We start from the raw sequence: 24434 nt of genomic DNA on the forward strand, positions 1-24434 counted from the left end.
TTTTTTAGGCTTTTGCTTTTAGCTCTGCTATTGTTTGGGTAGGATTAGCAGCGTTGAACACGAAACTACCTGCTACTAAGGCATCGGCACCTGCCTCTACAAGAGCTTTGGCATTGCTTAGGGTTACGCCTCCATCTATTTCGATAAGGGTATTAGCTCCCGCTTGCGTGATAAGCGCTTTAGCTTGTCGTACTTTTTTATAGGTGTTTTCTATAAATGACTGTCCCCCAAAACCTGGGTTTACGCTCATTAGTAAGAGAAGATCTACATCTTTGATAATGTCTTCTAACAGAGTGACAGGCGTATGAGGATTGAGAGCAACCCCTGCTTTCATACCCTCGGCTTTGATAGCTTGTAGCGTGCGGTGTAAGTGAGTACAAGCCTCGTAATGCACCGTGAGTATGTGGCTACCCAGCTTTGCAAAGGTACTGATATAGCGGTCGGGGTCGATAATCATTAGGTGTACATCTAATGGCTTGGTAGCGTGCTTATTGATAGCCGAGAGTACTGGTATACCATATGAAATATTAGGTACAAATACCCCGTCCATAATATCAATGTGGAACCAATCGGCTTCACTGGCATTGACCATCTGCACAGCTTGTTGCAGGTTGCCAAAATCTGCTGCTAGTAATGAAGGTGAAAGAATCATATTTTTTTCAATTAATAATTGAGAATTAACCTACACTTCCTTCTAATGAAATCTCTAAAAGTTTTTGAGCTTCTACGGCAAACTCCATAGGGAGTTTATTTAGTACCTCTTTGCCAAAACCATTTACGATAAGTGAAATGGCTTTCTCGGTATCAATACCGCGCTGGTTGCAGTAGAAAATCTGGTCTTCACCGATTTTTGAGGTCGTTGCCTCGTGCTCTATCTGTGCCGTAGGGTTTTTAGCTTCTATATAAGGGAAAGTATGTGCTCCACAATTATTGCCCATCAGTAATGAGTCGCACTGAGAGAAATTGCGGGCATTCTTAGCCTTTGGTACTACTTTTACTAATCCTCGGTAGCTATTTTGTGATTTTCCTGCTGAAATTCCTTTAGAAATAATTGTTGATTTAGTGTTGTTGCCCAAATGTATCATCTTAGTACCTGTATCAGCTTGCTGAAAGTGGTTAGTAACCGCTATAGAGTAAAATTCGCCTATAGAATTATCACCTTTTAGCACTACTGAAGGGTATTTCCAAGTGATGGCTGACCCTGTTTCTACTTGCGTCCATGATATTTTAGCATTCTTCTCTGCTAAAGCGCGTTTAGTTACAAAGTTGTAAACACCGCCTTTGCCGTCTTTATCACCAGGAAACCAGTTTTGAACAGTAGAGTACTTTATCTCGCCACCTTCCATTGCTATAAGCTCTACAACGGCTGCGTGTAGCTGGTTTTCATCGCGTCTGGGGGCTGTACAACCTTCTAAGTAAGATACGTAAGCACCTTCGTCTACTATCAAAAGAGTACGCTCGAACTGCCCTGTACCTGCCTGATTGATACGGAAATAGGTAGAGAGCTCCATAGGGCAGCGGACTCCTTTAGGTACATAGCAGAAAGACCCGTCTGAAAAGACAGCTGAGTTTAAAGCTGCATAGAAGTTGTCGGTCTTAGGGACTACTGTACCGAGGTACTTGCGCACTAAGTCGGGGTGCTTTTGTATAGCTTCAGACATTGAGCAGAAGATAATACCTCGCTCGGCTAAGGTCTTTTGAAAGGTAGTAGCTACTGACACCGAGTCCATTACTACATCCATAGCTACTGCGGGTTTGTCTTCTACCCCTGCAAGGCGTTTTTGCTCTTCAAGTGAGATACCCAATTTCTCAAAAGTCTCTAAAAGCTGAGGGTCTACCTCATCAAGGCTGTTGAGCTTAGGTTTCTGTTTAGGGGCTGAATAGTAAGCAATGTCTTGAAAGTTAGGAGTTTCGAACTGTACATTAGCCCAATGTGGTGGCTCAGCCATAGCTTGCCATGCTCTGAAAGCCTCTAATCGCCATTCAGTCATCCATTCGGGTTCGTTTTTCTTTTTCGACAAGGCTATTACTACCTCTTCATTGAGCCCTTTAGGAAATGTATCCGACTCAATATCAGTGTAAAAGCCATACTTGTATTCGCTATTTTCTAATTCTTCTTTAAGTTCTTCTTCTGTATATTTAGCCATTTTTATCTATTGAATAATTATATGTGTGTTAGCTATCTGATTTTAACCGACCTTTTTGTCTATTTCTCAAACAGCGCGCAAAGATAGTATTTTAGATTGAATTTAAAATACTATTGCTATAATTATTTTTAACTTACAAATAAAAAACACTTATTGTAAGAGCTGTTCTATCAGTTGGTGTACTGCATCGCTATTCCATCGCGCTATTCCTTCTTTCTCAGCACGAACCTTTCCGTTCTTATCAACTATATAGCCCGAAGGTATTTTTTCAGGGTCGAAAGGCATTTTCTCGCCTATAATTAGGTAGGTAACTTTGAAGTGAAAGTTGCGTTTTTGCATCATTTCGTCTACAGGAGTAGGTAACTCATTGGTGATGATATAAAAATCTACCTTATCTTTATAAGTATCATATAGCTTTTCGACTGCATATAGGTCGGCAATACTGATACCTCTCCACGATGAAAAGAAATATACAAAAGCAGGCTTCTTTCCTTTGGTTTGTGAAAAATTGAACTGCTTATTATCGCGGTCTTTCAGTTGCCAATCAAAGTCGATGGTGCGTGCTTGATTTTCGGGTATAATATCTACTGAACTAGCAAAAATGCGTTGCAGCAATATTTTACTTTCATATCCTAATGGTGTTACAAAAAAAGAAATCACAAAAAGGATAAGTAATAAATTCCAAAAGGTTCTTCGTTTCATAAAACTATTTTATTTTATCAAAATTCGTCATTCTCTACAATAATATCTTTATATTCAGCCCAAAAAGCCTCTATTTGTGCCATTCCATCATTCAAAAATACCATTACCTCTTGCCAAGTTGCTTTGTTATGAATGCTAACACCTGTTTTTTCGATGTATATAGCACTTATTTCTTTCTGATTGTCTAATATTAAATGCTCCTCGTAGATAGCATCGGGTAGAAAATCAGTTTGCAAGATGTTCTTCAGCGAAAGCATTTTATTATAATACAAGGCGCGCTTTTCTTTATCGCTATCTTCTATAGCGATGAGTACTCGTGCCTTTTTCAGGTCGAATGAAAACTTAAAACTGAAATCCTTTATTTTAGTGTCGTATAGCGTCCATTTCCGGGGGAACGACTTGCCAAAGGAAGTCCAGAAGTCTTCGCGTAGTTTTTTTGCTTCAGCTTTAGAATACAAGTAAGATTGTTTTTTTAGTTATTCAATAAATTTAATTGATGCCAGAACGGCAGTGCCTTTCCCCTCTATTTCTGTGTATAAGGTGATTCTGTAAAAAGTTGAGCCATCTTTTTGTACTATGCCAAATTTATGGTTGGCTACCTCATAAGCTACATATAGGTCGGGGGTAATAGTCTTTCTAGCTTTTAAAAATAACTCATCATTATGTCGCCAGCGCAACTCGTACAAATCGCCTACTTTTTTAGCATTGAGTTGGTAAATAGAATCTTCTTCTGGAGTTTCATTAACTGATGACTGAGAAGGTTTTGGCGATTGAGGTTGCTGATACTGTTTTCTGAAAGTAGCCAAAGCATTTCCGGCTAAAGCATTACGCAGTGCCTCTTGGTATGATTTTTTGTACTCTTTTTCTCTACTTTTACCTACTTCAGAACTGAAAACTTCTTTATTAGCACAGTCGGTTAGCACTAATCTGAGTTTAGAAGTCATCATATTTGATTCGTTTTTCACATCAGCTTTGAGTAGATTGCAAGGGGTGTTTAGCAATTCCGCAGGCACTTCGTTTTCCATATAGGCTTTAAACCCTTGTTTTTCAATCAAGAATTTGGTAAGTATATTTAGCTGGTATTCGTTATCACTCTTTAAGAAAGCAAACTTATTAGGTACGACTACCGTCTGTGCTACTGCTACCACTTGTAGCAGTGCTATGGTTGCAAATAATATGATTCTTTTCATATATCTAAAAAACTTCTATTGTTTGTTTTCTACTTTACTCTCATTCTTGGCATTGTCTCTGGCCTCGAGTTCTGCTTGAAATTCTTCAATTACAGGCTTCATTGTGCTATCAGGTAGGTCGGCTATTCTGATGTACATCAGCCCATCGACCGAGTTATTAAACAACGGGTCTACATTGAAAGCGATAACCTTAGCGTTCTGCTTGATATACTTTTTGATGAGCACTGGTAGGCGCAAGTTGCCCGGCTCGAGCTCGTCAATAATCTTATCAAACTTATTAAGGTCGGCTTTGGTTTCGTCAAAAATAAAGTCTTTATCTTCATCTTTCAGCTTTACTTTAAACTCCTTTTTAGGGCGCACGTATTGAGCGATATAAGGGTCGTAGAAATTCGACTTCATAAACTCAATCATTAGTGACTTAGAGAAGTTAGAAAACTGATTGCTAATACTCACACTACCGAGTAGATATGAGTGCTCTGGATAGCGCAAAGTGGTATGAGCTATCCCTTTCCAGAGCAAAAATAGCGGCATAGGCTTCTGTTGGTATTCTGAAATGATAAAAGCACGCCCCATTTCTATGGTTTTGCTCATCATATCGTAGAGTTCGGGCTCAAAACGGAATAAATCGTGGGTATAGAAGCCCTCAATGCCGTATTTAGGGAAAATCTCAGCCCCTAAGCCCATTCGGTAAGCCCCGACTAATTTCTTTGCTTGTGTATCCCATAAGAAAAGGTGACGGTAATAAAGGTCGAACTTATCTAAATCTGACGAAGCATTAGTACCTTCGCCTACTTCGCGGAAAGTTATCTCGCGCAACCTACCTATTTCCTTCATTATGTTGGGTATCTCTTCATAAGGAGCGAGAAATACCTCATAATTGTTATTCTTTAGTAGGCGGTAATCTTTTTTGGTGATGTTATCTATTTCTTTCTCTATCAGGTCAGTCTGTATAGGGGCTTCTATTTGTTGAGGGTTGGGTTGAGCTTTGCTGATGCTCAGTACATTAGACAAAGGCAAAAACTTCTTGTCTTGCTCGAAAGCATTGGCTAAAATATATGTTTTCTTACGCAAAAACTCGGTATAGTCGTCTAATTCGGGGTGCTCTTCTTGCATAGCAAGTGAAATAGGCTTTCCGATGCGTATATAGATAGTGCGCTCCTTCTGAGTGAGCAGTTCTGAAGGCAACTTAGCCGTACGCAGCGTATCGCTAATATTAGCTAAAAAGTAGAATAACTTGCTGTTTTTAGCGTGAAAATAGATAGGAATGATAGGCACTTTTGCCTTTTGTGCCAATTTCATAGCAGCCTCTTCCCAAGGCTTGTCTACCATTAGCTGCCCTTCTTTGGTAACAGATACTTCACCTGCGGGGAACAAGCCCAAAGGCTGTCCTTGGCGTAAATGTTCGATAGCGTGTTTAAAGCCTAATACGCTTGATTTTACGTTCTTGCGGTCTTCAAACGGATTTACAGGCAGCACATAAGGAGCTAAAGGCTCGATGCGCTGTAGCAGAAAGTTAGCAATAATCTTGAAGTCAGGGCGTTTTTCTACCAAAAGTTTAAGCAGTAAAATGCCATCTATCCCCCCTAATGGGTGGTTAGAAATAGTGATGAATGCCCCTTCTTTGGGGATATTTCTGAAATCTTCCTCTGGTATCTCGAATTTTATTTCAAACTCATCTAATAGTGTGTTGAGGAAGTCTATCCCTTGGCGGTGTTTGGTGCGGTTATAAATATCATTGAGCTTTGAGAGGCGTAGCAGCTTCATCAGCGTCCACCCCCCAAAGGTACCCAGAAATCCTAATTTATCTATATTGATGGCCGCAGCTACTTCTTTGGCACTCACTAAACCTTTATCTTTTTGCATTTCTTTCTGTTTTAAAGTAGTATTATTGTTTTGCTCTTTGTATTTGCTTTATCCTCTTCAGTCTTGTCATTACCTCATCGCGGTACAGTGCCTTGCTCGCTACCTTGCCTACCGAAAGTCCTTGTATCAGTATAGAGAATAGTACTACTATATAAGTAATTTGTAATAATGTTTCTTTTATGCCAGCTTTATCTGCCGGAATTGAGAGTACTAAGGCGATAGATACGCCTCCGCGTATACCCCCCCACACCATAGTGATAAGTGAGCCGCGTGAGTAGGTAGTTACTTTGCGAAGTATCGTTTTGGCAGGGATATAAATAGAAAGCCCACGCGCTAATAAACACACTATGATAGCTATTCCGCCTAAGAGAAACTGTCCGTCTAAATTCTTGATTAGCAGCATCTCAAAACCTATGAATAGGAATAGAATAGCATTCATAATCTCGTCTACTATTGCCCAAAACCTTTCGAGGTAGTCTTTATTTTCCTCGCTATTGGCTTTCTTGCCCACATTGCCTATAAATAAACCAGCAATCACCATTGCCAAAGGTGATGATACGTGGGAAGCCTTAGCTATTAAGAAGCCCCCCATAACTACCGCTAAGGTAAGGAGCACACTAACGTGATAGTCGTCTGCTTTCTTCATCATTTCTGAAGCTAGCCAACCTAATAGTACCCCTAAGAAAATACCCCCACCTGCTTCGAGTAAAAAGAGCTTGGTAATGGTATTGAACGAAGGTACAAACGAGGTATCGGTAGCCAATTTGAGCACTACGGCAAACATTACTACGGCTACCCCATCATTAAAAAGCGATTCGCCTGTTATTTTAGTCTCGATGCGTTTGGGTACTTTAGCCTGTTTTAATACCCCCAATACTACGATGGGGTCGGTAGGCGAAATGAGCGTACCAAAAAGCAGACAGTACACATAAGGTATGTGAATGCCTACCAGCGGAGCTATGTAGTACAACAAAAGCGACACGAAGAACGCCGAAAGCACTACGCTGATAGTAGCATAAGTGAAAATAGGAAGTTTATACTCTTTTAGGTCTGAGATATTGATGTGTAAAGCACCGGCAAAAAGCAGGAAGTTAAGCATTGCCCCCATCAGTATTTCGGTAAAGTCAAAGCCTTGTAATAGAGATTCTAACTTATGCGATAATCCTGAAAATATCTCACCTCCGAAGAGGCGAACCCCTACGGATACCATCATAGCGATGACCATAATACCTATGGTCATAGGCAGTTTCACATAACGTACATTTACGTATGAGAACAATGCCGCTAGAACGATAATTACAGAAAAAGCGTAGTATAACTCCATAATAATTTTATTTCGGGCAAAAATACAAAAATAATAATAAATGGCAAAAACCGCCTTATGATTTTAACACAAAAAAATGCCGGAGGGCATATTTTGAACTATGACCTCCGGCTATATTAAAATTAGTATTAGTTAAAAACTTATTTTTTTCCGACTACTACTTTTAGCATTTCGCAGCCTCTTTGTACACCATTTTCGCAAGCTTGGTCGAACCAATCGGCAGCACGGTCGTCTGACTGACCAATACCTTCACCGTGAAAGTAGCAGTGAGCTAAGCGATATTGAGCAATAGGATATCCATTGCGAGCTGATTGGCGGTATAGTTCGGCAGCTTTTTCGTAAGAACGTTCTGCCCCTGTACCATTGTAATAGCAGTTAGCAAGGTTGCATTGTGCCTCAGCAAAATCGCGTTGTGCTGCTTTTTGGTAGTAATTTAGAGCCTGACCAAAGTCTTGTTTAGCACTGTAATACTTACCAAGTTCGTTCTGTGCTTGTACGTAGTTTTGCTCTGAAGCCTTTGTAAGCCATTGTACCCCTTTGGTTTCGTTTATATACTTCATCGGCTTTTCTTTGCTTGTAAACTTAACATTGGCTTTCATAGCCGAACGGTGACGAATAGAAGGGGTGTTATGTTGAGTAGTTGCTGTAGCAGTAGCTGCTGCTTGTGCTGGTTTAGCAGGGGTTGATGTGGTATTAGAGGCTGTATCGGGTACCAAGGTTAGGTAGTACTTACCGAGTTGGTACTGTGTTTCTGCATCCCCTCTTTTAGCGATACGCTCTTGCCAAGAGAGTGTTTTTTCAGCGTCTTTTTTAGGGTTTTTCGCATCAGAATAATACTCTACTAAACGTTTTTGAGCTACTAAATTCTCTTGCTTAGCTAATTTTTCGTATAGCTGAAAAGCCTTATCATTTTCTTTTTTAGCACCTTTTCCATAGAAATACCCATCGGCTACAGTTAGGATTGCATTTACTGAAGCAGGGTCTTTAGGGTCGTTAGCCTCTATTCTCTTTAAGAGGTAGTCGAAAGCAGCTTTATTAGATAAATCAGCGGCTTTGATAGCCCACATTTCGGCTTCTTTGCTTGATTTTTTAACCCCTTTGCCTTCAGCATAACATTGTGAAAGCAGGTAAAGCACCTCTGAATAGACTTCGTCTTGCTGTTGGAAGAAGTAATCTAAAGTTTCAGTAGCAGTGGCAGGCGCTTGTTGAGCTGCTTTGGTGTAATACTCAAAACCGCGTTCGCGTGTTAGGTTAGTGTACTTACCATTATAGTATAAGTCGCCTAATTTTTTTAGTGCTAAAAGGTTGTTTTTAGCAGCTGATTTTTCGAGGTATTCAAAACCTTTCTTAACATCTAACTGTCCTTCTTCTAACAAGAGAGAACCTAAGTTATACTGTGCCATAGCATCGCCTGCTTCGCTTGCTTTTTGGAAAAGCTCCATAGCCTGAGGTATAGAAGCTCTGGTTCCGTTTCCGGTAGTGTAGCATACCCCTAAGTTATTTTCTGTTACAGGGGTAGGGTCAGCGTTTACAGATCTTGACAACCAGTTGAAAGCATCGCGGTAAGACTGAGTGCCTCCTATACCATTATACAAGCAAACAGATAATTGGCGTTGCGCATTGGCATCGCCTTTAGCAGCTGCTTTGCTGTAATACTCAATCGCTTTTTTGTAGAATTTGCCAATAAGAGGGCTATTGCCGTAGAAATAAAAGTTACCCATAGTGTATAGGGCTTCAGCACTACCTTTGGCAGCTGCTTTTTCGAGCCATTCTATTGCTTTTTCTTCGGATTTGGTTACGCCTTTACCATTGAGGTAAGCCTGACCAATAGCGTTTTGTGCCTCAGGATTGCCTTTTTCAGCGACTTTCATTAGCTTTTGTAGAGCGTCGGGGCTATTAGGACTAGCTTCATAAGCCCATTTAGCCAATAGATATTCAGCCTCTAAGTTGCCTTTAGCTGATGATTTTTCAGCCCAGAAACGCGCTTTATTGAGGTCTTTTTTTACTCCATCGCCTACGTAGTAAGCTTTGGCTAAGTCCAATTGAGTTTCAGGTTTTTCACCATCGGCTACTTTTTCAATCCAGAAGAAGTATTTTTCGTTAGATTGTGCTACACCACGCCCGTCGCGGTAGCATAATGCCAACTGGCGTTGCGCATCGGCATTGCCGCCTTCGGCTACTTTGGTGAGCCATTCTACCCCTTTTTCTTCAGATTTAGCTACACCTTTTCCTTCCATATAGCACTGGGCTATTTGGTATTGAGCATTGACATCGCCTGCTTCAGCCGCTTTTTCTAACCATACTACGGCATCTTGGAAAGAGCGTTTTAATCCGCCTTTGCCATTAAAATAAGCATCAGCCAGCTCCATTTGGGCTTGGGCGTCGCCTTTCTCGGCGAGGCGCATAATTTTTCTCATATTACTATCTTGTCCGTATGCATTGGCTACTAACAAGATAGAAAGTGCTAAAAATAAGTTTTTCATAGTGTCGTTTCTTTACTTTTTTTATTATCGGTTTGGGCGACAAATATACGTAAAATTTTTAAACTATTTATGAAAAGATAAATTATTTTTTTAAATTTGTTTCGTGCTTAAGAGAATTGAAACCGTCGAGCTCTGCTATTAACGAGCCTACACGCAAGGCAGCCTTTAGTTTTACGGGTATTTTATTCTTGTCGTCAGTTATCCACATTGTGATACTTTCTTCTTCTTTAAACACGCGTCCGTCTTGCACTAAAGGGCAGAACTTCAGTGTATTAACTGTTCCGAAGTTAGTTTTTATTTGCTCTCTACCCAATAGCTTTAGCTTAAATTTATACACTTCATCATCATCAAAAATCATATCTAAGGAAACCTGCTCGCCTGTTTTGAGCTGGTCGATATTGGGGTAATGACGCAAAGCATAAAAAGCCGAGATAACATCTTGCAACCCGGGTTGAAAACTGATTTCGGTGTTGTTTCCGTTCTCTACATTGTTAATTTTTACCTTGTTTTCGGTGTGATTGAAGTACATTTTGAGGTATTTGGTATAACCGCCTTCGTAGATGTTGCGGATAAACAAGCGCGGTTTGCCATCATTGATGCCAAAGTAACTTTCGTATACATCATCTACTCTGAAAAATACACGAGCTAAGCCCGTAGTAGAGCCTTTGCCAATAGCGTGGTATACTTTTTCGCCATTGTACATCTCTTCTTTTAGCGATAGGGTAGCCATACTGGCATTGAAGATACCATATCGCACTTTGAAGCGCAACCACTCTCCGTTTTTGAAGGGCAAATCGGTTGTTTGCCCTATCAGTAAGCTGCTAAAGCATATACAAAATACTGTAATTAGGTTTTTCATAGTGTTAGGTGTTAGTTTTTAGGGGGTATTTAATCAATTAGTATGCCAAATGAATTAGCAAATTAGCAAATTAGCAAATTTGAAAATTGGCTAATTGTCGGATAGGCGTTTTTTGCGCTCTTCAGTAAGCTCGGTAAAGTTAAACCGGAGGGCAGGTACTTGAGGTTCGAGTTCGCCTCTGTTTATAGCGCGTAGTATGATTTCCTCTATCCAATAATCTTCTTCTACGTTATGAGGGTCATATTCTTTTTTGAGCGATAGGTCGTACAGCCAAGCGGTTTTGTTATACCAATAGGCATTCCAACCATTGCGCAATTCCTTTACAAGGTTATAGGCAGTTCTACCTGTTTGACGGTGAATGAGTTTGATGAGGATACGCCCTTGTGAGCGTGAGAGTTTTTTCAGCTCGTCAGTAAAGTGTTCTTCTATATAATGCTGGGTGCGCTTGATGTACACTCTTTTTTGGCGATTGTTCTGCATAGTATCCATAGTGTGCTGCATAGCGCTTAGGCGATCGGCTGCCATTTTGGCGTACGGATAAACACGCTTCACCCTACTGCGCAAGAGGAGGTAGCGTTTTTGAGCCTCGAGGTCGGCAAAGGAGCGCTCTTTACCAAAGAGGTTAATCTCGGTAAGCTGAATAGTGTCGCCTGCGTAGAACTTTTTGTCGAATATAAACAGCGTATCGCGTATTTGTGCCGGTAGTAGGGGGCAGGCAATAAATAAAAAACAAATGACGAATAAGTGTTTCATATTACTATAGTTTTATTCTCTTCCTACAGCTACCATTTTGAGTGCTGTGACAGCGGCCTCAACGCCTTTGTTGCCTAATTTGCCGCCACTGCGGTCGAGTGATTGCTGTAGGGTGTTGTCGGTTAGGACACAGAAGATAACAGGGACATCGCTCTGTACGGCATTGAGGTGGGAGATGCCTTGTGTAACCCCCTGACATACAAAGTCGAAGTGCTTTGTTTCGCCTTGTATGACACAACCTATTACTATGATAGCGTCGGCAGTAGTAGTGTCGAGCATACGTTTGGCTGCGTGTACGAGCTCGAAGCTGCCCGGTACAGACCAATTAATGATGTTTTCAGGCGCTACACCACAGTCCTTTAGGGTGTTGATAGCCCCTTCGCGCATTCCGTGCGTTACTTGTTCATTCCACTCTGAGGTGATGATTCCTATTTTGAAATCTTTAGCGTTAGGAAGGGTACTTTTGTCGTACTGAGATAGGTTTTTATTTTCTGTAGCCACTTTTTAATTATGAATTTTGAATTTTTAATTATGAAATAACAGGTAACAAGTAATGCTTGCTTACCTGTTACCTGCTTTCTTATTATCTGATGTATATTATTAATAGCTTATTTTTCCGATAAGGATATCGACGGTGCGCGCTTCTTCTGAAGTAGGAAATTCATCTTTGATACGCTCATAATACTTCAGTGCATCGTCTTTTTTGCCTTGAAGGGTAGCTACGATACCAGCTTTTTTGAGGTATATAGGCGTGATAAAGTCGTTTTTGCTGTATTCGAAGGCTTTCACGTAGTAATTAAGCGCCTCGGCAGGATTTTTCTGTTGTAGGTAAGCATCGCCGATATTGCCATAGGCTAAAGCGCCAAAGATGTCGTCAGAAGCATCGAATTGCTTTAGGTGGTTGATAGCATTGGTGTAATCGCCTAAACGCATATACGCCATACCCATACTGTACTCAGCTAAATTAGCCGCTTTGGTACCGCTGTAGTTTTGAACTATTTGCTCAAATCCGTACTTACCTCCACCGCCTTTGATGGATACTCTAAAGAGTGAATCTTTAGCTTTAGCATCGGTAGCTTCCATAGCCTCATCGAAGACTTGTTGCGCGAAGAAGAGTTCGTTAGCGGCATTCTTTTCATTAGGAGCCTTTACGAACTGTTGGTATAGCAAATAGCCTAATCCTACCACAGCGATAGCTACGAGAGTGATGATAATAGGCTTTTGGTTTTTGCGTACCCAATCTTCGGTGCGGTTAGCGCCAGCATCGAGGGCGTCAAACACTTCGGCGGTAGTACTTTCTTGGTGTAAATGAGCTTCGTGAGCTTCTTCTAAGAGCTCGGTGTCTTTGTGTCTATTAGGTCGGTTGTTGTTCTTTTTGTAAATTGCCATATATAATTTTCATTAAAGTTCGGCAAAGGTACAACAATTATTTTAAATAGCAAAATTATTTTTTTTTGATTTGCCAATTTGCTAATTTGTCAATTTGCCGATTTGTAGATTTGCATTATTTGCAGCGTTTTGCTGTTTTGGTTGCTAATTTGACAAAAGAGATTCCTTAGGTATTCTATATTCTTCCTGTATTCATTGTATATTCTTTCTGTACCCTTAATCTATTTGCTGATTTGGTAATGAAATGATGAGAGAGTTGATAAATTGGCAATTTTATAAATTGGAAAATTTAACTATCTTTGCCCTTATGAAAAAATATCTATACCTATTATTAGTATTGTTAGGGGCTTGTAGTTATGAGGATACTCCGCCTGAGCAGGCTCTGTATTGCTGGAAAACACAGGTGCAATTTTCGGCTGAAGAAGCTGATTTTGTGAAGAATAACCGGATAGAACGCCTTTATATTCGCTATTGCGATGTGGGGTTGCGCGACAATGCACCCGTCCCCATCGCACCTGTAGATATTGATACCCTTAGCGTACAAGGCAAGACGGTTATACCGGTTGTCTATCTTAAAAATGAGATTTTTAACCCTGAACTTACCGAAGGAAACTCTACCTATATAAGTACGCTGGCGCATAAATTAGGTGATTATATTGAGCAAATCAATAGGTATTACCGCCTTAGGGTTAATGAGGTGCAGTTTGATTGTGATTGGTCGCTTTCTACTAAACAAGCGTATTTCAGTATGTTGGAGGCGTTTAAGAAGGAGTATCCTTATCAGCTTTCTGCCACTATACGCTTACACCAAGTGAAGTACAGAGAGGAAACGGGCGTGCCGCCGGTGGATTATGGGGTGCTGATGTACTACAATATGGGGCGCATCACCGCTACGGGGGCTAACTCTATCTATGACCGCTCGACCGCTTTGCGTTATTTAGGCAAGCTTAGAGAGTACCCGCTTCCTCTTGATATTGCTCTGCCGATGTTTGCTTGGGGTGTGCATTCGGCTGATGGTCAGGTGCTTAATTTGGTAGGGGGACTTACGCACGCCGAGGCACAGGCTATCAGCACCTTAGTACGCACGGATGACCCTGATATTTATAAGGTGGCTGAACAAACCTATTACAAAGGGCGGGTTTGGCAAGCTGGCGACCTGATAAAAATAGAAGAAGTGAGTGATGCTCAGCGCAAAGAAATGTTAGCAGACCTTAGAGAACACTCTTCTGAACCTATCAGGAGGGTTATATGGTTTGTAGGGGCAAATTTGAGTGAGTAAATAATCCAATTATTTATTGTATCTTTGCCCAAAGTTCCTGAATTTTGGTGTTCTTTTTTTCTCAAACACAAAATTACTAATTTTCGGGAACTTTTATTTGAAAAGTTTAAACTGCTTCGATATAAAAGTTGAGAAACATAATCATTAAAATTATCCTCTATGGTATTTGAAGATATAAAAAAAGAGAAAATTGATGAAATGTCTTATAATGAATATACTTTATATTCTCTTTGGAACACAGAGAGAATGTTCTCTTTGTTTAATAAAAGCTTCTTTAGGTTAGAAACTATTAACATTTTATTCAGAATGAAAAACTATTTATGGAACTTCCTATATAATAATGTGAGAGACTTATCAATAGAAAATAAATTAGAAAATTTAGAGAGTTTATTTCTGACTGAACAAGATAATGTTATTGCTCTAAATATGATTATCTGCTTAGATACTACTTATAATTGTGTAATTAATAGAAAGAATAAATCTTTTACTACTTTTTATTATGTTTATGATATAATTCAACAAATAATTCTAATTAAATCAAACAATATAAAAATAATAACAGACGAAATAGAATATATTTTAGATAACAATATGTTTATCAAAGATGAAATTAATAGACAGTTATCTATAATCCAAAGAATTGAAACAAACAAAATTAACAAAGATTTTATTCAAAAAGTAAAAAATGATGCTATTACAAATAAAATACCATTTGATGAGATTCTACCAATAGAACATTTAAAAGGCAGATAACTATAAACCTGTTTAAACTTTTTTGAGGAACTTGAAGATAAACCCTAATAAGAGCATTCCAATCTAAGTTATATCAAGAAAATAAATATCTGGTTGCTCTCCATTATTAAAGCTAAATCTTCTTTTTTACACTTAAAAAGGTAATAATCCAATTATTTATTGTATCTTTGCATAAAGTTGCTGAATTTTGGTGTTCTTTTTTTGCAACACACAAATTGACTAATTTTCGGGAACTTTTATTTCTCTAAAAAAGTTTAAACTGCTTCAGAAATAAGTTTAAACAGCTTCGATGATAGACGAAGCAAGGGCTAGTAAAAAAACAAAGGCTTCAAAACAAGAACTTATAAATATGCTTTACAAATAATATTATCAGCTTATGGGCATTATGAAGATAAATAAGGATATGAAACTATTAAGAAAAAAAACAATTATTATTACGGCTTGTGTAGCCTGCGTACTTAGTGCAGGGATGTACCTTTACGCTTGTATATTCGAGCCTGAATGGCGCGAGTACGGCTCGGTGTTTTCACCTGAAGTGACGGTGAATAATGCTAATTACCAACCTCTTTTCTTCGATACTGAAAACGCTTTCTACAACGGGCAGTATATCGATGCCAGTAGCCGTGACTACAGCCGAAATGACGTAGCTGACTGGAATGCCTATTTGAGAACTCAACTCCCTACTAATACTATATATGCGCTGATGTATGGTGAGAGTCCGTCTTTGCAAACACTTAAAGCTAATAAAAATGAGCGAGTGCAGAATTTTTTCGCTTTTTTACAGATAGCTCGCAATAATGAGCCTATTACGGCGACTCACTTCGACCCTTGGAATTACGACGAAAGTAAGCAGGCTGAGCGCATTGCTCAAACTGAAATAAGCAAAGCAGACAAGCTATACGCACAAGCTTTGAAGCAAAAAGATGCTTTCTTTGCTAACCGGATGTGGTTTCAGTCGGTTCGTTTGCGTTTCTATTCGGCTAACAGAAGCAGTGTGATAGACTATTTTGCTAAAACCCAAGACGCACAACCTAAAAACCGTTTGTATTACCGCGCTTTGTACTATGTGGCAGGTGCCTACAAAGCCCAAAAGCAATACGCTAATGCCAATGCTACTCTTGCCAAGGTGTGGGTAGGTATGCCTGACAAAGCCCAGATGCTCACTTACGATTACCACCCGCTTACCAATGCGCAAATGAACAGCATATTGCCAAGTCTATCCGCTCAGGAGCAATGCGCTCTGTGGGCTATGCAAGGGTATTATGACAAAGACGAGGCAGAGGCTATACAGCGTATTTTGGCTATAAATCCGGCTTCGGAAGAGGTGGACTTTTTGCTATCGCGCTATGTGAATGGCGTAGAATACAAGGTAAATGTATGGAATGAAGACAATCCGCTGAAGCAAACAGCTACCTATCACCAGCACAATAAGAAGGAGATGAGTGGCCTCGCTATAGATTGGCTCGTTAATGCGGCAGAGCATACTGCAGTGAAAAACAAGTACTTATGGAATGTAGCAGCGGGCTATCTGCTGATGTATAAGGGTGAGAATGCACGGGCTAAGGCATTCCTACAAAAGGCAGAAAAAGAGGCTAAAACGCCAGAACAACAAGCGCAAATAAGAATTATAGATGTGCTAAATGAGGTAACAAGCTGTAAGACTATTGACAAAGAAGTAGAAAAACGACTGTTGAAGCGTGTGCAATGGTTGTGGCACTATTTTGAGGATGCTAACGACAACGAAAAAGGAAAGTTGCGCAGTGGTAATGCCTTTGCTTTGGTAAGGCAATACTTGGCGGCACTATACCACGAGAAAGGCAATATACTGATGAGTGAGTTGCTCAACTTTCAAGCTAATTACTACAAAAATGAGCAGCAGTCGGTAGCGATGGAGCAGTTTTTGCTAAAAACAGACAAGAGCGAATGGGAGCAGCATTGGGCTAACTACTACGCTTTTAACTTAGGTGATATTTATGAGAGTCGCGCTATTTATGCTTTCTATCGCGATGCTATAGACGAGGCGATTGCCCAAATGAAGCAAACGCCTTATGTAAATGAAAGGGTATATGATGAAGAGACAGGCAGAATGGTAACTAAGAGACTGAAAAAGAGTGATGCGTTATTGCCTGCTAATCCGTTTAATGGCTTTATAACCGATTGCCACGACTGCGAACACGCTAAAAAACAGCGAAACCCCTATACTAAGCTCTCTTTCTTAGAAAAAGTGAAGGAGATGGAGGCGAAAATAGCGCAAAATGACGACGTATATAACAATGCTCTCTTGGTAGGGAATGCGTTTTACAACGCTTCTTACTACGGTAGTTTGCGCGCTTTTTACTACAATAATATTCTGGGAGAAGCGGGTTCGCTGAGAGTAAAAGACGAAAACCGAGTGTTGCTACTCGGTATGGATAAGGCGAAGCAGTATTACCTTTTGGCTCAAAAACACGCTACTAACGACGAGCAAAGAGCCAAAATAGCCTATCTGATTGCCAAAACAGAGCGCAATGAGTTTTACAACCAAGCTTATTTTTACAAAAATAGGGATGGGGCTAACTATGATGATGTTATGTTTAAAGACTGGAAAGGCTTTAAAGAACTGCGGAAATATCCGCACACTAAGTACTACAAAGAGGTGCTAAACGAGTGTGAGTACTTTAGAAAAACCGTAAAATAAATTATAATTTATAACTTAAAAATTCAAAATTGAACAAGATAGACATTCTATTATTAGTAATCTTAGGCTTCGGACTGGTACGAGGCTTTATGCGCGGTCTCATTATTGAGATGGCATCTTTATTAGCCATAGTAGTAGGTATCTATGGGGCGATACACTTTTCGTTTTTTACGGCTCGTCTGTTGGGTGAACTGATGCCCAGCAGCCAACAAACGATAGAGGTCGTGGCTTTTGGAATCACGCTGATAGTGCTGATGTTGGCAGTGATGTTTTTGGCTAAAGTGCTTACCAAAATGCTAAAAGCGGCTGAGTTAGGATTTTTGAATCGCTTGGCAGGGGCTCTCTTTGGAGCGCTAAAGGCAGCGGTAATAGTTGGGTCGCTATTTGTGTTTTTAGAGCGCACTTTTCAGACAGAAAAATGGTTATCGCCCTCAGCTCTTAGCGAATCAGTCTTGTACGAGCCTGTGAAGAGTATCAGTGCCGTAGTGTATGCTAATGTATTTTAATTTGCCGATTTGCCGATTTGTCGATTTGTCGATTTGCCGATTTGTCGATTTGTCAATTTGTCAATTAGCAAAGAATTTTTACAGTAGAAAAAAATTAATTAGAAACTATAACTATAAAAAATTAAATACAATGAAAAGAACATTTCTCTTATTATTATCAGGTCTTTTGTGGGTAAGCTGCGAGAGAAAAACAGCGGCTGATGTATATGATAAAGACCGTTATGTCGATGTCTATCCCATAGACCCTGCGGAGAACGACAGCATCCTAAAAGCTAACAATGCTGAGCTTACTCTACGACCATTAAGAGTGATTTTTACGGGGTACCCTCAGTACGCTTTGCTGCCTATGCTAAAAGTGCGCTATGATGATGACGGCTCCCCCTATACAAACGATATAGAGTATAATGAGCTGTCGTATAGGAATGAGAACGATTATGAAGAACTACGCAATAAGGCTGACTACTACAATATGCACAACAATATAGTAGCCGGCTTTGAAGCTATCTATGGTGATGACCTGATGAATATCTTAATAACCAACAATACCACTGGCGAACGCAAAATGCTGTTTGAACAACCTGTGAGGATAAAAAACTTTTACTACCCCTCACCGCTAACGGATGTGTTGGCTAACAAACCCGTAAAACGCCAATATTATATGGTGTCTTGCTATGATGAGGATACTAACAAAGACGGCTATATAAATCGCGATGATTTACGTCGCTTTTACCTCTTTAGCTTAGACGGTAAGCTAGTACGTGCGCTTATAGAGAAGAATTACGGGGTAGTGGGTTCTGACTACGATTATGTGAATGACCTACTATTTGTATACGCTTACTTAGATAGTAATAATAACGGGAAAGTAGACGCTAAAGACCCTAAACATATTTTCCGCATCGACTTGAAAAAGCCTGAAACTACTTCAGTAGTATATAATTAAATGGAAGGATTGGTATATAAATCGACAGGTAGCTGGTATGTAGTGAAAGATATAGCTACAGGGGCGGCGTATGATTGCCGCATCAAAGGGCGTTTTAGGCTGAAAGGTATTAAAAATACGAATCCGATAGCGGTAGGCGATAGGGTGACTTTTGAGGTAGAAGAGGGGACTAAAGGTATTATTACCGAAATTAAACCTCGCGATAACTACATCATACGCCGCTCGGTAAACCTATCGAAGCAAACGCATATTATTGCCTCGAATATAGATCTTGCTTTTTTAGTAGTGACACTCAATAATCCGCTGACCTCTACTACCTTTATAGACCGTTTTTTAGTGACGGCTGAGGCGTATGGTATCAAGACGATACTGCTTTTTAACAAGATAGACACTTATAACGCAGAAGAGATTGACGAAGTGAAGTTCCTCGCCCAGCTATACCGCCAAGCAGGCTATGAGTGTATAGGCATTTCGGCGGCTACAGGTAAGAATGTAGATAAGGTAATGACAGCAATGGAGGGTAAAACCTGTGTGGTATCGGGGCATTCGGGGTCAGGTAAGTCGACTCTTATCAATGCAATAGACCCAGAGCTGCACCTTAAGACAGCCGCGATAAGCGAGCAGCACCTACAAGGGCAGCACACTACTACCTTTGCTGAGATGTTCGACCTACCTAATGGGGCGCGTATCATCGATACCCCTGGTATTAGAGGCTTTGGTATGGTAGAGATAGAGAAAGAAGAACTGACCGATTATTTTCCTGAGTTTTTTGCTCTTAAGCACCATTGCAAGTTTCATAATTGCCTCCATACTGATGAACCCCAGTGTGCTATTAAAGAGGCTTTAGAGGAGGGTACTATTGCTTGGTCGCGCTATAAGAGCTATCTGCAGATACTTAACGGCGAAGAAGATAGATAATTAGTTGATTTGCTGATTTGTCAATTATTAATGGTAGCAGTAGCTAATACGCCTGTTACTAAGATGAGTTTTATCATATTGTGAAGTAGGGCATAGCGAGGTTGGGTATGGCTTAGCCATAAGAAAAGGAGAAAGAGGCATAAGTAGCCCATCATAAATTGTAAGAAGTATCCTAACCAACCAATACTGAAATAATTGAGCAGTAGGTATACAGGTAGGCTACACAGCAATACGCTAAGGGTGATAAGCCATTTAGCAAAACGCTCCCCATACACTACGGGTATAGTAGCATAATTATGTACTAAATCGCCTTTGATATTTTCTAAGTCCTTTACAAAATCTTTGGTAAGTACGAGCAAATAAATAAGTATAGCGTGTAGAAAGATACTGTGGTCAAAATTGCGATAATACACAAATACTGCAAAAAAAGGAATAATAGCCAAGCTGGCGGAACTAAGGTTGCCCCAGAAGGCTATTTTTTTTATGCGATGTGAGTAGAGCCAAAGAGCAAAGATATAGAGCGAAAAGAAGAGTACAGCCCTGAAAGATACGTAGCTGGCTACTATCACCGATAAGAGGTTAAGCAAGAAATAAAGGGTGAGCCGTGTGTTTTGACTTACTAAGAGGTCAATCATCGTTTTCATAGGTTTGTTGATGAGGTCTTTTTCTTGGTCGTAAAACCCATTGATGATATAACCACCAGCTATGGCTAAAGCTCCTGAGAATACGAGCATAAATAGCGATTCGTCAAAAAGTACCTCTTTATAAGGGCGTTGCGATAGCACAAAGATACCCGCCAGATACTGAGCTAAACATACCATCATAATATTATAGCCCCTCACTGCCGAAAATAAGCTTAGAAGTTTTAATAAAGTAGTTTTTTTCATTATACAAAAAAAAGAGCCCGAAAATCTTTCGGACTCTTTATGAAAGTTTTATTTATAAATAATAAGTCGTTGTCCTACTCTTACGTTTTTACCTTTGATACGGTTCCATCGTTTGAGGTTAGAGATACTCACCCCGTTGCGGCTAGCAATCTTACCAAGATTATCACCTTTCTTAACGGTATAGACTACTTTATTACCAGCTTTGGCTGAATATTGGTCGCCTTTCATCACTTCAGGCAGTGGTTTTTCGCGTTTAGCTTTTTCTTCATTTAGGTAAGAGTAGATAGCTTCTTCGTTCGCTACAAATTTTCCTATCTCCGATATTGGCAGGCGTATAGCATAGTTGCGTCCTTCTACGTAAGGCACTATATCAAGCTGGTAAGAAGGGTTAAAAAACTGTATATCTTGCACATCCATACCCGTAATCTCAGCTATATCTTTAAATGGTACCGCTTGTTTTACGCGTATAGTGTCAGTCTCAAATAAATGGTTAGCACGCTTTTGAGGTTTGAAACCGTGTTCTTTAGCATATTCAAATATGTAGAGCGTAGCCAAGAAAGCAGGCACATAGCCGGCGGTCTCTTTAGGCAAGTAAGGACGCAAATTCCAATAGTTAGTCTTGCCTCCTGAGCGGCGTATCGCTTTAGTTACGTTACCAGGACCAGAGTTATAAGCGGCGAGCACTAAATCCCAATCGCCAAAGATTTTGTAAAGTTCGTTCAGGTATTTAGCAGCCGCCTTAGTAGCTCTAATGGGGTCGCTGCGTTCATCTACGTAGTTATTGACCTCTAAGCCGTAGCTTTTGCCAGTAGCGTACATAAACTGCCATAAACCGGTAGCTCCTGCATGCGAACGAGCTTTAGGGTTTAATGCCGATTCAATTATAGCCAAATATTTAATTTCTAAAGGAATTTTCTGGTTGCTCATTTCCTGCTCAAACATCGGGAAGTAGTAATCGCTAAGGCTCATCAGGCGTTCTAATGACGAGCGGCGGTTTTTGAGGAATGATTTGATAACCTGTTCTAAAACAGGGTTGTACTCTATGTTGAAGAGACTTTTTTCATTGAGTTTCTCAAGGCGTTCTTTAAGCACTTCAGTAGGTAGTTCGCCATAATCTACGTTAGTAGGTTCAGAAGCAATATCTTCGCTCATCTGAAAGAAAAGGTCTGAATTAGAGAGCTCTTTCAGCCATTTCTCATCGTATTTTTTAGCTTTAGGGTTGTCGTTTAGCTTATTGAGGGCTTCGTGTTTATTAGCAGGCAATATTGTTTTAATAGTGTCTTTAGGAGTAGTATTTTGGGCTTGAGGGGCAAGTACGCCCATCATAAAGCACATAAATGTTCCGAGTGTATATTTTCTAAATTGCATATTCTAAAAGAGATTGTTTTTCTTAAGTGTTACGTTGTAAGGCGACAAAGATAGTAAAAAAAATAGAAAGGCACAAAAAAATTCACTAATTATCCGTATCTTTGCCCCGTACAAACGCACTACAACAATGGCAGAACACAATATTCGTACCAAACATACCTTCCGACAACTTTCTTATTTTGTTAAACCTTATAGGGGTACTTTTGTAGCGGTAGCACTCTTTGCGGTGCTATCGTCTATCTTCTCTACAGCTCAGCCTTACCTTATCAAAGTTGCTATTGATAGCTATATCACTCCCAAAAACTATGATGGGTTAGTACTCATTACCTACGTTTTGGTGGGGCTACTATTGGCTGAGGTACTAATGCAATTCCTCTTTTCATACTTCTCTAACTGGTTGGGACAGACAGTAATACGCGACATCCGCCAGCGCCTGTTCGACCACTTGCTATGGGCAAAGATGCGCTATTTCGATAAGTCGTCTATAGGGGTGCTCGTTACTCGTGCCGTAAACGATATGGAGCGTATAGGCGAGATATTTAGTTCAGGACTCTTCGAGATGGCAAGCGACCTGCTCAAAATGTTGGTCATTACCATAGTAATGTTTGTAATCGACTGGAAATTAGCCCTTATCAGCTATGCTACTATGCCGTTGATACTCTATTTTACCCGTTGGTTTCAGCGCTCTATGAAGGCCGCTTTTGTTGAAGTCCGTCACCAGGTAGCTAACCTCAATTCTTTTGTGCAAGAGCGTATCTCGGGCATTAAGGTATTGCAGTTGTTTGCTCAAGAGAAAGAAGAACTCGACCGTTTCAAAAAGATAAACGAAAAGCACAAACAAGCGTGGCTGAAAACCATTTGGTATAACTCTATTTTCTTCCCTATTGGCGATTTGGGTATCTCTATTACCATTGCGCTCATCGTCTGGTTTGGCGGTAGAGAGTTGGTAAATAATAGCGTGTACGACTTAGGGAATATCTTCCTATTCATTCAGCTCTCACAACAACTTTTCCGCCCGCTCAGACATATAGCCGATAAGTTTAACGCCCTACAGATGGGGGTCATCGCTTCAGAACGTGTGTTTGCTATCCTCGATACCGATGCCGATACCGAAAAACAAGGTACGAAAGAACTTACTCAGGTAAAGAACTCTATCCGTTTTGAAAATGTTCATTTTGAATATATAGCTGGTGAAGAGATTTTGCACGGAATTACTTTTGAAGTAAAACATGGCGAGACAGTAGCGATAGTAGGGGCTACGGGGGCTGGTAAAACTACTATTACCAACCTGCTGAATCGTTTCTACGACCTTACCGCAGGGGCTATTTATATAGATGACGTCAATATCAACACCTTCACCCTTACCTCTTTGCGCAAACATATAGCTACCGTGCTACAAGATGTATTCCTCTTTGCTGATAGTATTTACAACAATATCACGCTGCGTAATCCCGATATTACTCGCCAGCAGGTCGTTGAGGCAGCTAAGCGCATAGGCGTACACGACTTCCTGATGCAGCTGCCCGAAGGCTATGATTATAATGTTAAGGAACGCGGTACGATGCTCTCAGCAGGGCAACGACAGCTTATTGCTTTCTTACGTGCTTATGTGCATAGTCCGGAAATACTTATCTTAGACGAGGCTACCTCATCAGTCGATTCGCACTCCGAACAGCTGATACAAGAGGCTACCGAAAAGATAACCGAAGGGCGCACTTCTATCATCATAGCCCACCGACTTACTACGGTCAAAAAGGCAGATAAGATAATCGTACTCGATAAAGGTAATATCGTAGAGATAGGCACTCACGACGAGCTGCTACAAATAGAGAACGGCTACTACCGCAACCTATACGAAGTACAGTTTTTATAAAGACGAAAAATGAAAGACGAGAGTGTGTTGCTCTCGTCTTTCATTTTTCGTCTTTATTTTTTAGCAATAGCGCACTTCAACGCTAACACACTGCCCAAATGCACTCCTTCGTGCGAAATATTGAAGTAAATAGCCTCATCAATATTGGTCAAAGGGTATTCTATGCCTGTCAGGTAGTGGTTATAGTGCTTAAATATCCCTTTAGCGTAGTCAGCTTCCAGATGGTCAAGAGTGCTGAACATTAGGCTGCGCACTTCCTCTATCTCGGTAGCGGTAGGGATATGCCCATCAGGCACAGTGCCTTTGCGGTACTTCGCTATAAAATCATCGCTTAGGTAAGTCGGCAGGTCGCTATTAGCATAGCAATACAGCTGCTGGGTTACCACACAGTGGGCGATATTCCACAATATGTTGTTCTTAAAACCCGCTGGTATAGTGGCGAGCTCTTCAGGCGTGAAGCTGTTCAGCAACTTTAACTGACGCTCACGCAATTTTCGGTACAAAGCAAATACTTCTTTCATAT

The 24434-nt window shown here is 40.4% G+C and carries 22 protein-coding genes; 7 read left to right on the top strand and 15 right to left on the bottom strand.

All coding sequences use genetic code 11. The annotated features are described in order from the left end of the window. Positions 1 to 4 precede the first annotated feature (4 nt). The 12 genes from rpe to FOC45_RS01930 form a co-directional block, all read right to left on the bottom strand. On the bottom strand, positions 5 to 652 hold the full coding sequence (rpe, locus tag FOC45_RS01875) for a ribulose-phosphate 3-epimerase (RefSeq protein WP_009389285.1): 648 nt from the start codon (positions 650 to 652) through the stop codon (positions 5 to 7). A gap of 25 nt (positions 653 to 677) precedes the next feature. Next, positions 678 to 2147 (bottom strand): Fe-S cluster assembly protein SufB, encoded by a 1470-nt coding sequence (sufB, locus tag FOC45_RS01880; protein WP_009389286.1) that lies wholly within the window; start codon positions 2145 to 2147, stop codon positions 678 to 680. A 150-nt stretch (positions 2148 to 2297) separates the two neighbouring features. Continuing rightward, positions 2298 to 2849 carry a redoxin domain-containing protein gene (locus FOC45_RS01885; protein WP_009389287.1) on the bottom strand — a complete coding sequence of 184 codons (552 nt, stop codon included), beginning with the start codon at positions 2847 to 2849 and terminating at the stop codon, positions 2298 to 2300. A gap of 17 nt (positions 2850 to 2866) precedes the next feature. Further along, positions 2867 to 3307 carry a DUF4268 domain-containing protein gene (locus FOC45_RS01890; RefSeq protein WP_009389288.1) on the bottom strand — a complete coding sequence of 147 codons (441 nt, stop codon included), beginning with the start codon at positions 3305 to 3307 and terminating at the stop codon, positions 2867 to 2869. An 18-nt stretch (positions 3308 to 3325) separates the two neighbouring features. Next, on the bottom strand, positions 3326 to 4039 hold the full coding sequence (locus FOC45_RS01895) for a hypothetical protein (RefSeq protein ID WP_009389289.1): 714 nt from the start codon (positions 4037 to 4039) through the stop codon (positions 3326 to 3328). 15 nt (positions 4040 to 4054) lie between these two features. Beyond that, the gene (locus FOC45_RS01900) at positions 4055 to 5902 is read right to left on the bottom strand and encodes a lysophospholipid acyltransferase family protein (RefSeq protein ID WP_009389290.1); all 1848 of its coding nucleotides are present in this window, start codon (positions 5900 to 5902) and stop codon (positions 4055 to 4057) included. 22 nt (positions 5903 to 5924) lie between these two features. Continuing rightward, positions 5925 to 7226 carry a sodium:proton antiporter gene (locus FOC45_RS01905; RefSeq protein ID WP_009389291.1) on the bottom strand — a complete coding sequence of 434 codons (1302 nt, stop codon included), beginning with the start codon at positions 7224 to 7226 and terminating at the stop codon, positions 5925 to 5927. 140 nt (positions 7227 to 7366) lie between these two features. Then, the gene (locus tag FOC45_RS01910; protein ID WP_009389292.1) at positions 7367 to 9709 is read right to left on the bottom strand and encodes a tetratricopeptide repeat protein; all 2343 of its coding nucleotides are present in this window, start codon (positions 9707 to 9709) and stop codon (positions 7367 to 7369) included. Between the two features lie 82 nt (positions 9710 to 9791). Next, a complete protein-coding gene (locus FOC45_RS01915; protein WP_009389293.1) occupies positions 9792 to 10568 on the bottom strand; it encodes a DUF3108 domain-containing protein in 777 nt (258 codons plus the stop codon). 90 nt (positions 10569 to 10658) lie between these two features. Beyond that, positions 10659 to 11321, bottom strand: coding sequence for a DUF4294 domain-containing protein (locus FOC45_RS01920; protein ID WP_009389294.1), 663 nt, complete (start codon positions 11319 to 11321; stop codon positions 10659 to 10661). Between the two features lie 12 nt (positions 11322 to 11333). Further along, positions 11334 to 11822, bottom strand: a complete 489-nt coding sequence (ribH, locus tag FOC45_RS01925) for a 6,7-dimethyl-8-ribityllumazine synthase (protein ID WP_009389295.1) — start codon at positions 11820 to 11822, stop codon at positions 11334 to 11336. A 99-nt stretch (positions 11823 to 11921) separates the two neighbouring features. Beyond that, on the bottom strand, positions 11922 to 12710 hold the full coding sequence (locus FOC45_RS01930; protein WP_009389296.1) for a tetratricopeptide repeat protein: 789 nt from the start codon (positions 12708 to 12710) through the stop codon (positions 11922 to 11924). 307 nt (positions 12711 to 13017) lie between these two features. Here FOC45_RS01930 and FOC45_RS01935 point away from each other — a divergent pair, with 307 nt between their 5' ends. The 6 genes from FOC45_RS01935 to rsgA all read left to right on the top strand — a co-directional run bounded on the left by FOC45_RS01935 (position 13018) and on the right by rsgA (position 19783). Next, a complete protein-coding gene (locus FOC45_RS01935) occupies positions 13018 to 13989 on the top strand; it encodes a hypothetical protein (protein ID WP_034540474.1) in 972 nt (323 codons plus the stop codon). Between the two features lie 159 nt (positions 13990 to 14148). After that, positions 14149 to 14742 (top strand): DUF416 family protein, encoded by a 594-nt coding sequence (locus FOC45_RS01940; protein ID WP_009389298.1) that lies wholly within the window; start codon positions 14149 to 14151, stop codon positions 14740 to 14742. 403 nt (positions 14743 to 15145) lie between these two features. Continuing rightward, positions 15146 to 17419 carry a hypothetical protein gene (locus FOC45_RS01945; RefSeq protein WP_084063437.1) on the top strand — a complete coding sequence of 758 codons (2274 nt, stop codon included), beginning with the start codon at positions 15146 to 15148 and terminating at the stop codon, positions 17417 to 17419. A gap of 29 nt (positions 17420 to 17448) precedes the next feature. Beyond that, entirely contained in the window at positions 17449 to 17925 is a 477-nt protein-coding gene (locus tag FOC45_RS01950) for a CvpA family protein (protein ID WP_034540465.1), read from the top strand. A gap of 130 nt (positions 17926 to 18055) precedes the next feature. Next, the gene (locus FOC45_RS01955; RefSeq protein WP_034540463.1) at positions 18056 to 18865 is read left to right on the top strand and encodes a hypothetical protein; all 810 of its coding nucleotides are present in this window, start codon (positions 18056 to 18058) and stop codon (positions 18863 to 18865) included. Then, a complete protein-coding gene (rsgA, locus tag FOC45_RS01960; RefSeq protein WP_009389305.1) occupies positions 18866 to 19783 on the top strand; it encodes a ribosome small subunit-dependent GTPase A in 918 nt (305 codons plus the stop codon). It begins immediately after the preceding gene. A 20-nt stretch (positions 19784 to 19803) separates the two neighbouring features. On the opposite strand, the gene FOC45_RS01965 is transcribed toward rsgA, so the two are convergent. Next, positions 19804 to 20670: a geranylgeranylglycerol-phosphate geranylgeranyltransferase gene (locus tag FOC45_RS01965; protein WP_009389306.1), complete on the bottom strand. Its 867-nt coding sequence runs from the start codon at positions 20668 to 20670 to the stop codon at positions 19804 to 19806. A gap of 48 nt (positions 20671 to 20718) precedes the next feature. Next, the gene (locus FOC45_RS01970) at positions 20719 to 22038 is read right to left on the bottom strand and encodes a lytic transglycosylase domain-containing protein (protein WP_009389308.1); all 1320 of its coding nucleotides are present in this window, start codon (positions 22036 to 22038) and stop codon (positions 20719 to 20721) included. A gap of 127 nt (positions 22039 to 22165) precedes the next feature. Here FOC45_RS01970 and FOC45_RS01975 point away from each other — a divergent pair, with 127 nt between their 5' ends. Beyond that, entirely contained in the window at positions 22166 to 23911 is a 1746-nt protein-coding gene (locus FOC45_RS01975; protein ID WP_009389309.1) for an ABC transporter ATP-binding protein, read from the top strand. A gap of 53 nt (positions 23912 to 23964) precedes the next feature. Here the strand turns inward: FOC45_RS01975 and FOC45_RS01980 are convergent, their stop codons facing one another. Next, positions 23965 to 24432: a DinB family protein gene (locus FOC45_RS01980; protein ID WP_034540461.1), complete on the bottom strand. Its 468-nt coding sequence runs from the start codon at positions 24430 to 24432 to the stop codon at positions 23965 to 23967. Between the last annotated feature and the right edge of the window lie 2 nt (positions 24433 to 24434).

The sequence above is a fragment of the Capnocytophaga sp. FDAARGOS_737 genome (genome assembly GCF_009730375.1).
GTDB lineage: Bacteria > Bacteroidota > Bacteroidia > Flavobacteriales > Flavobacteriaceae > Capnocytophaga > Capnocytophaga leadbetteri.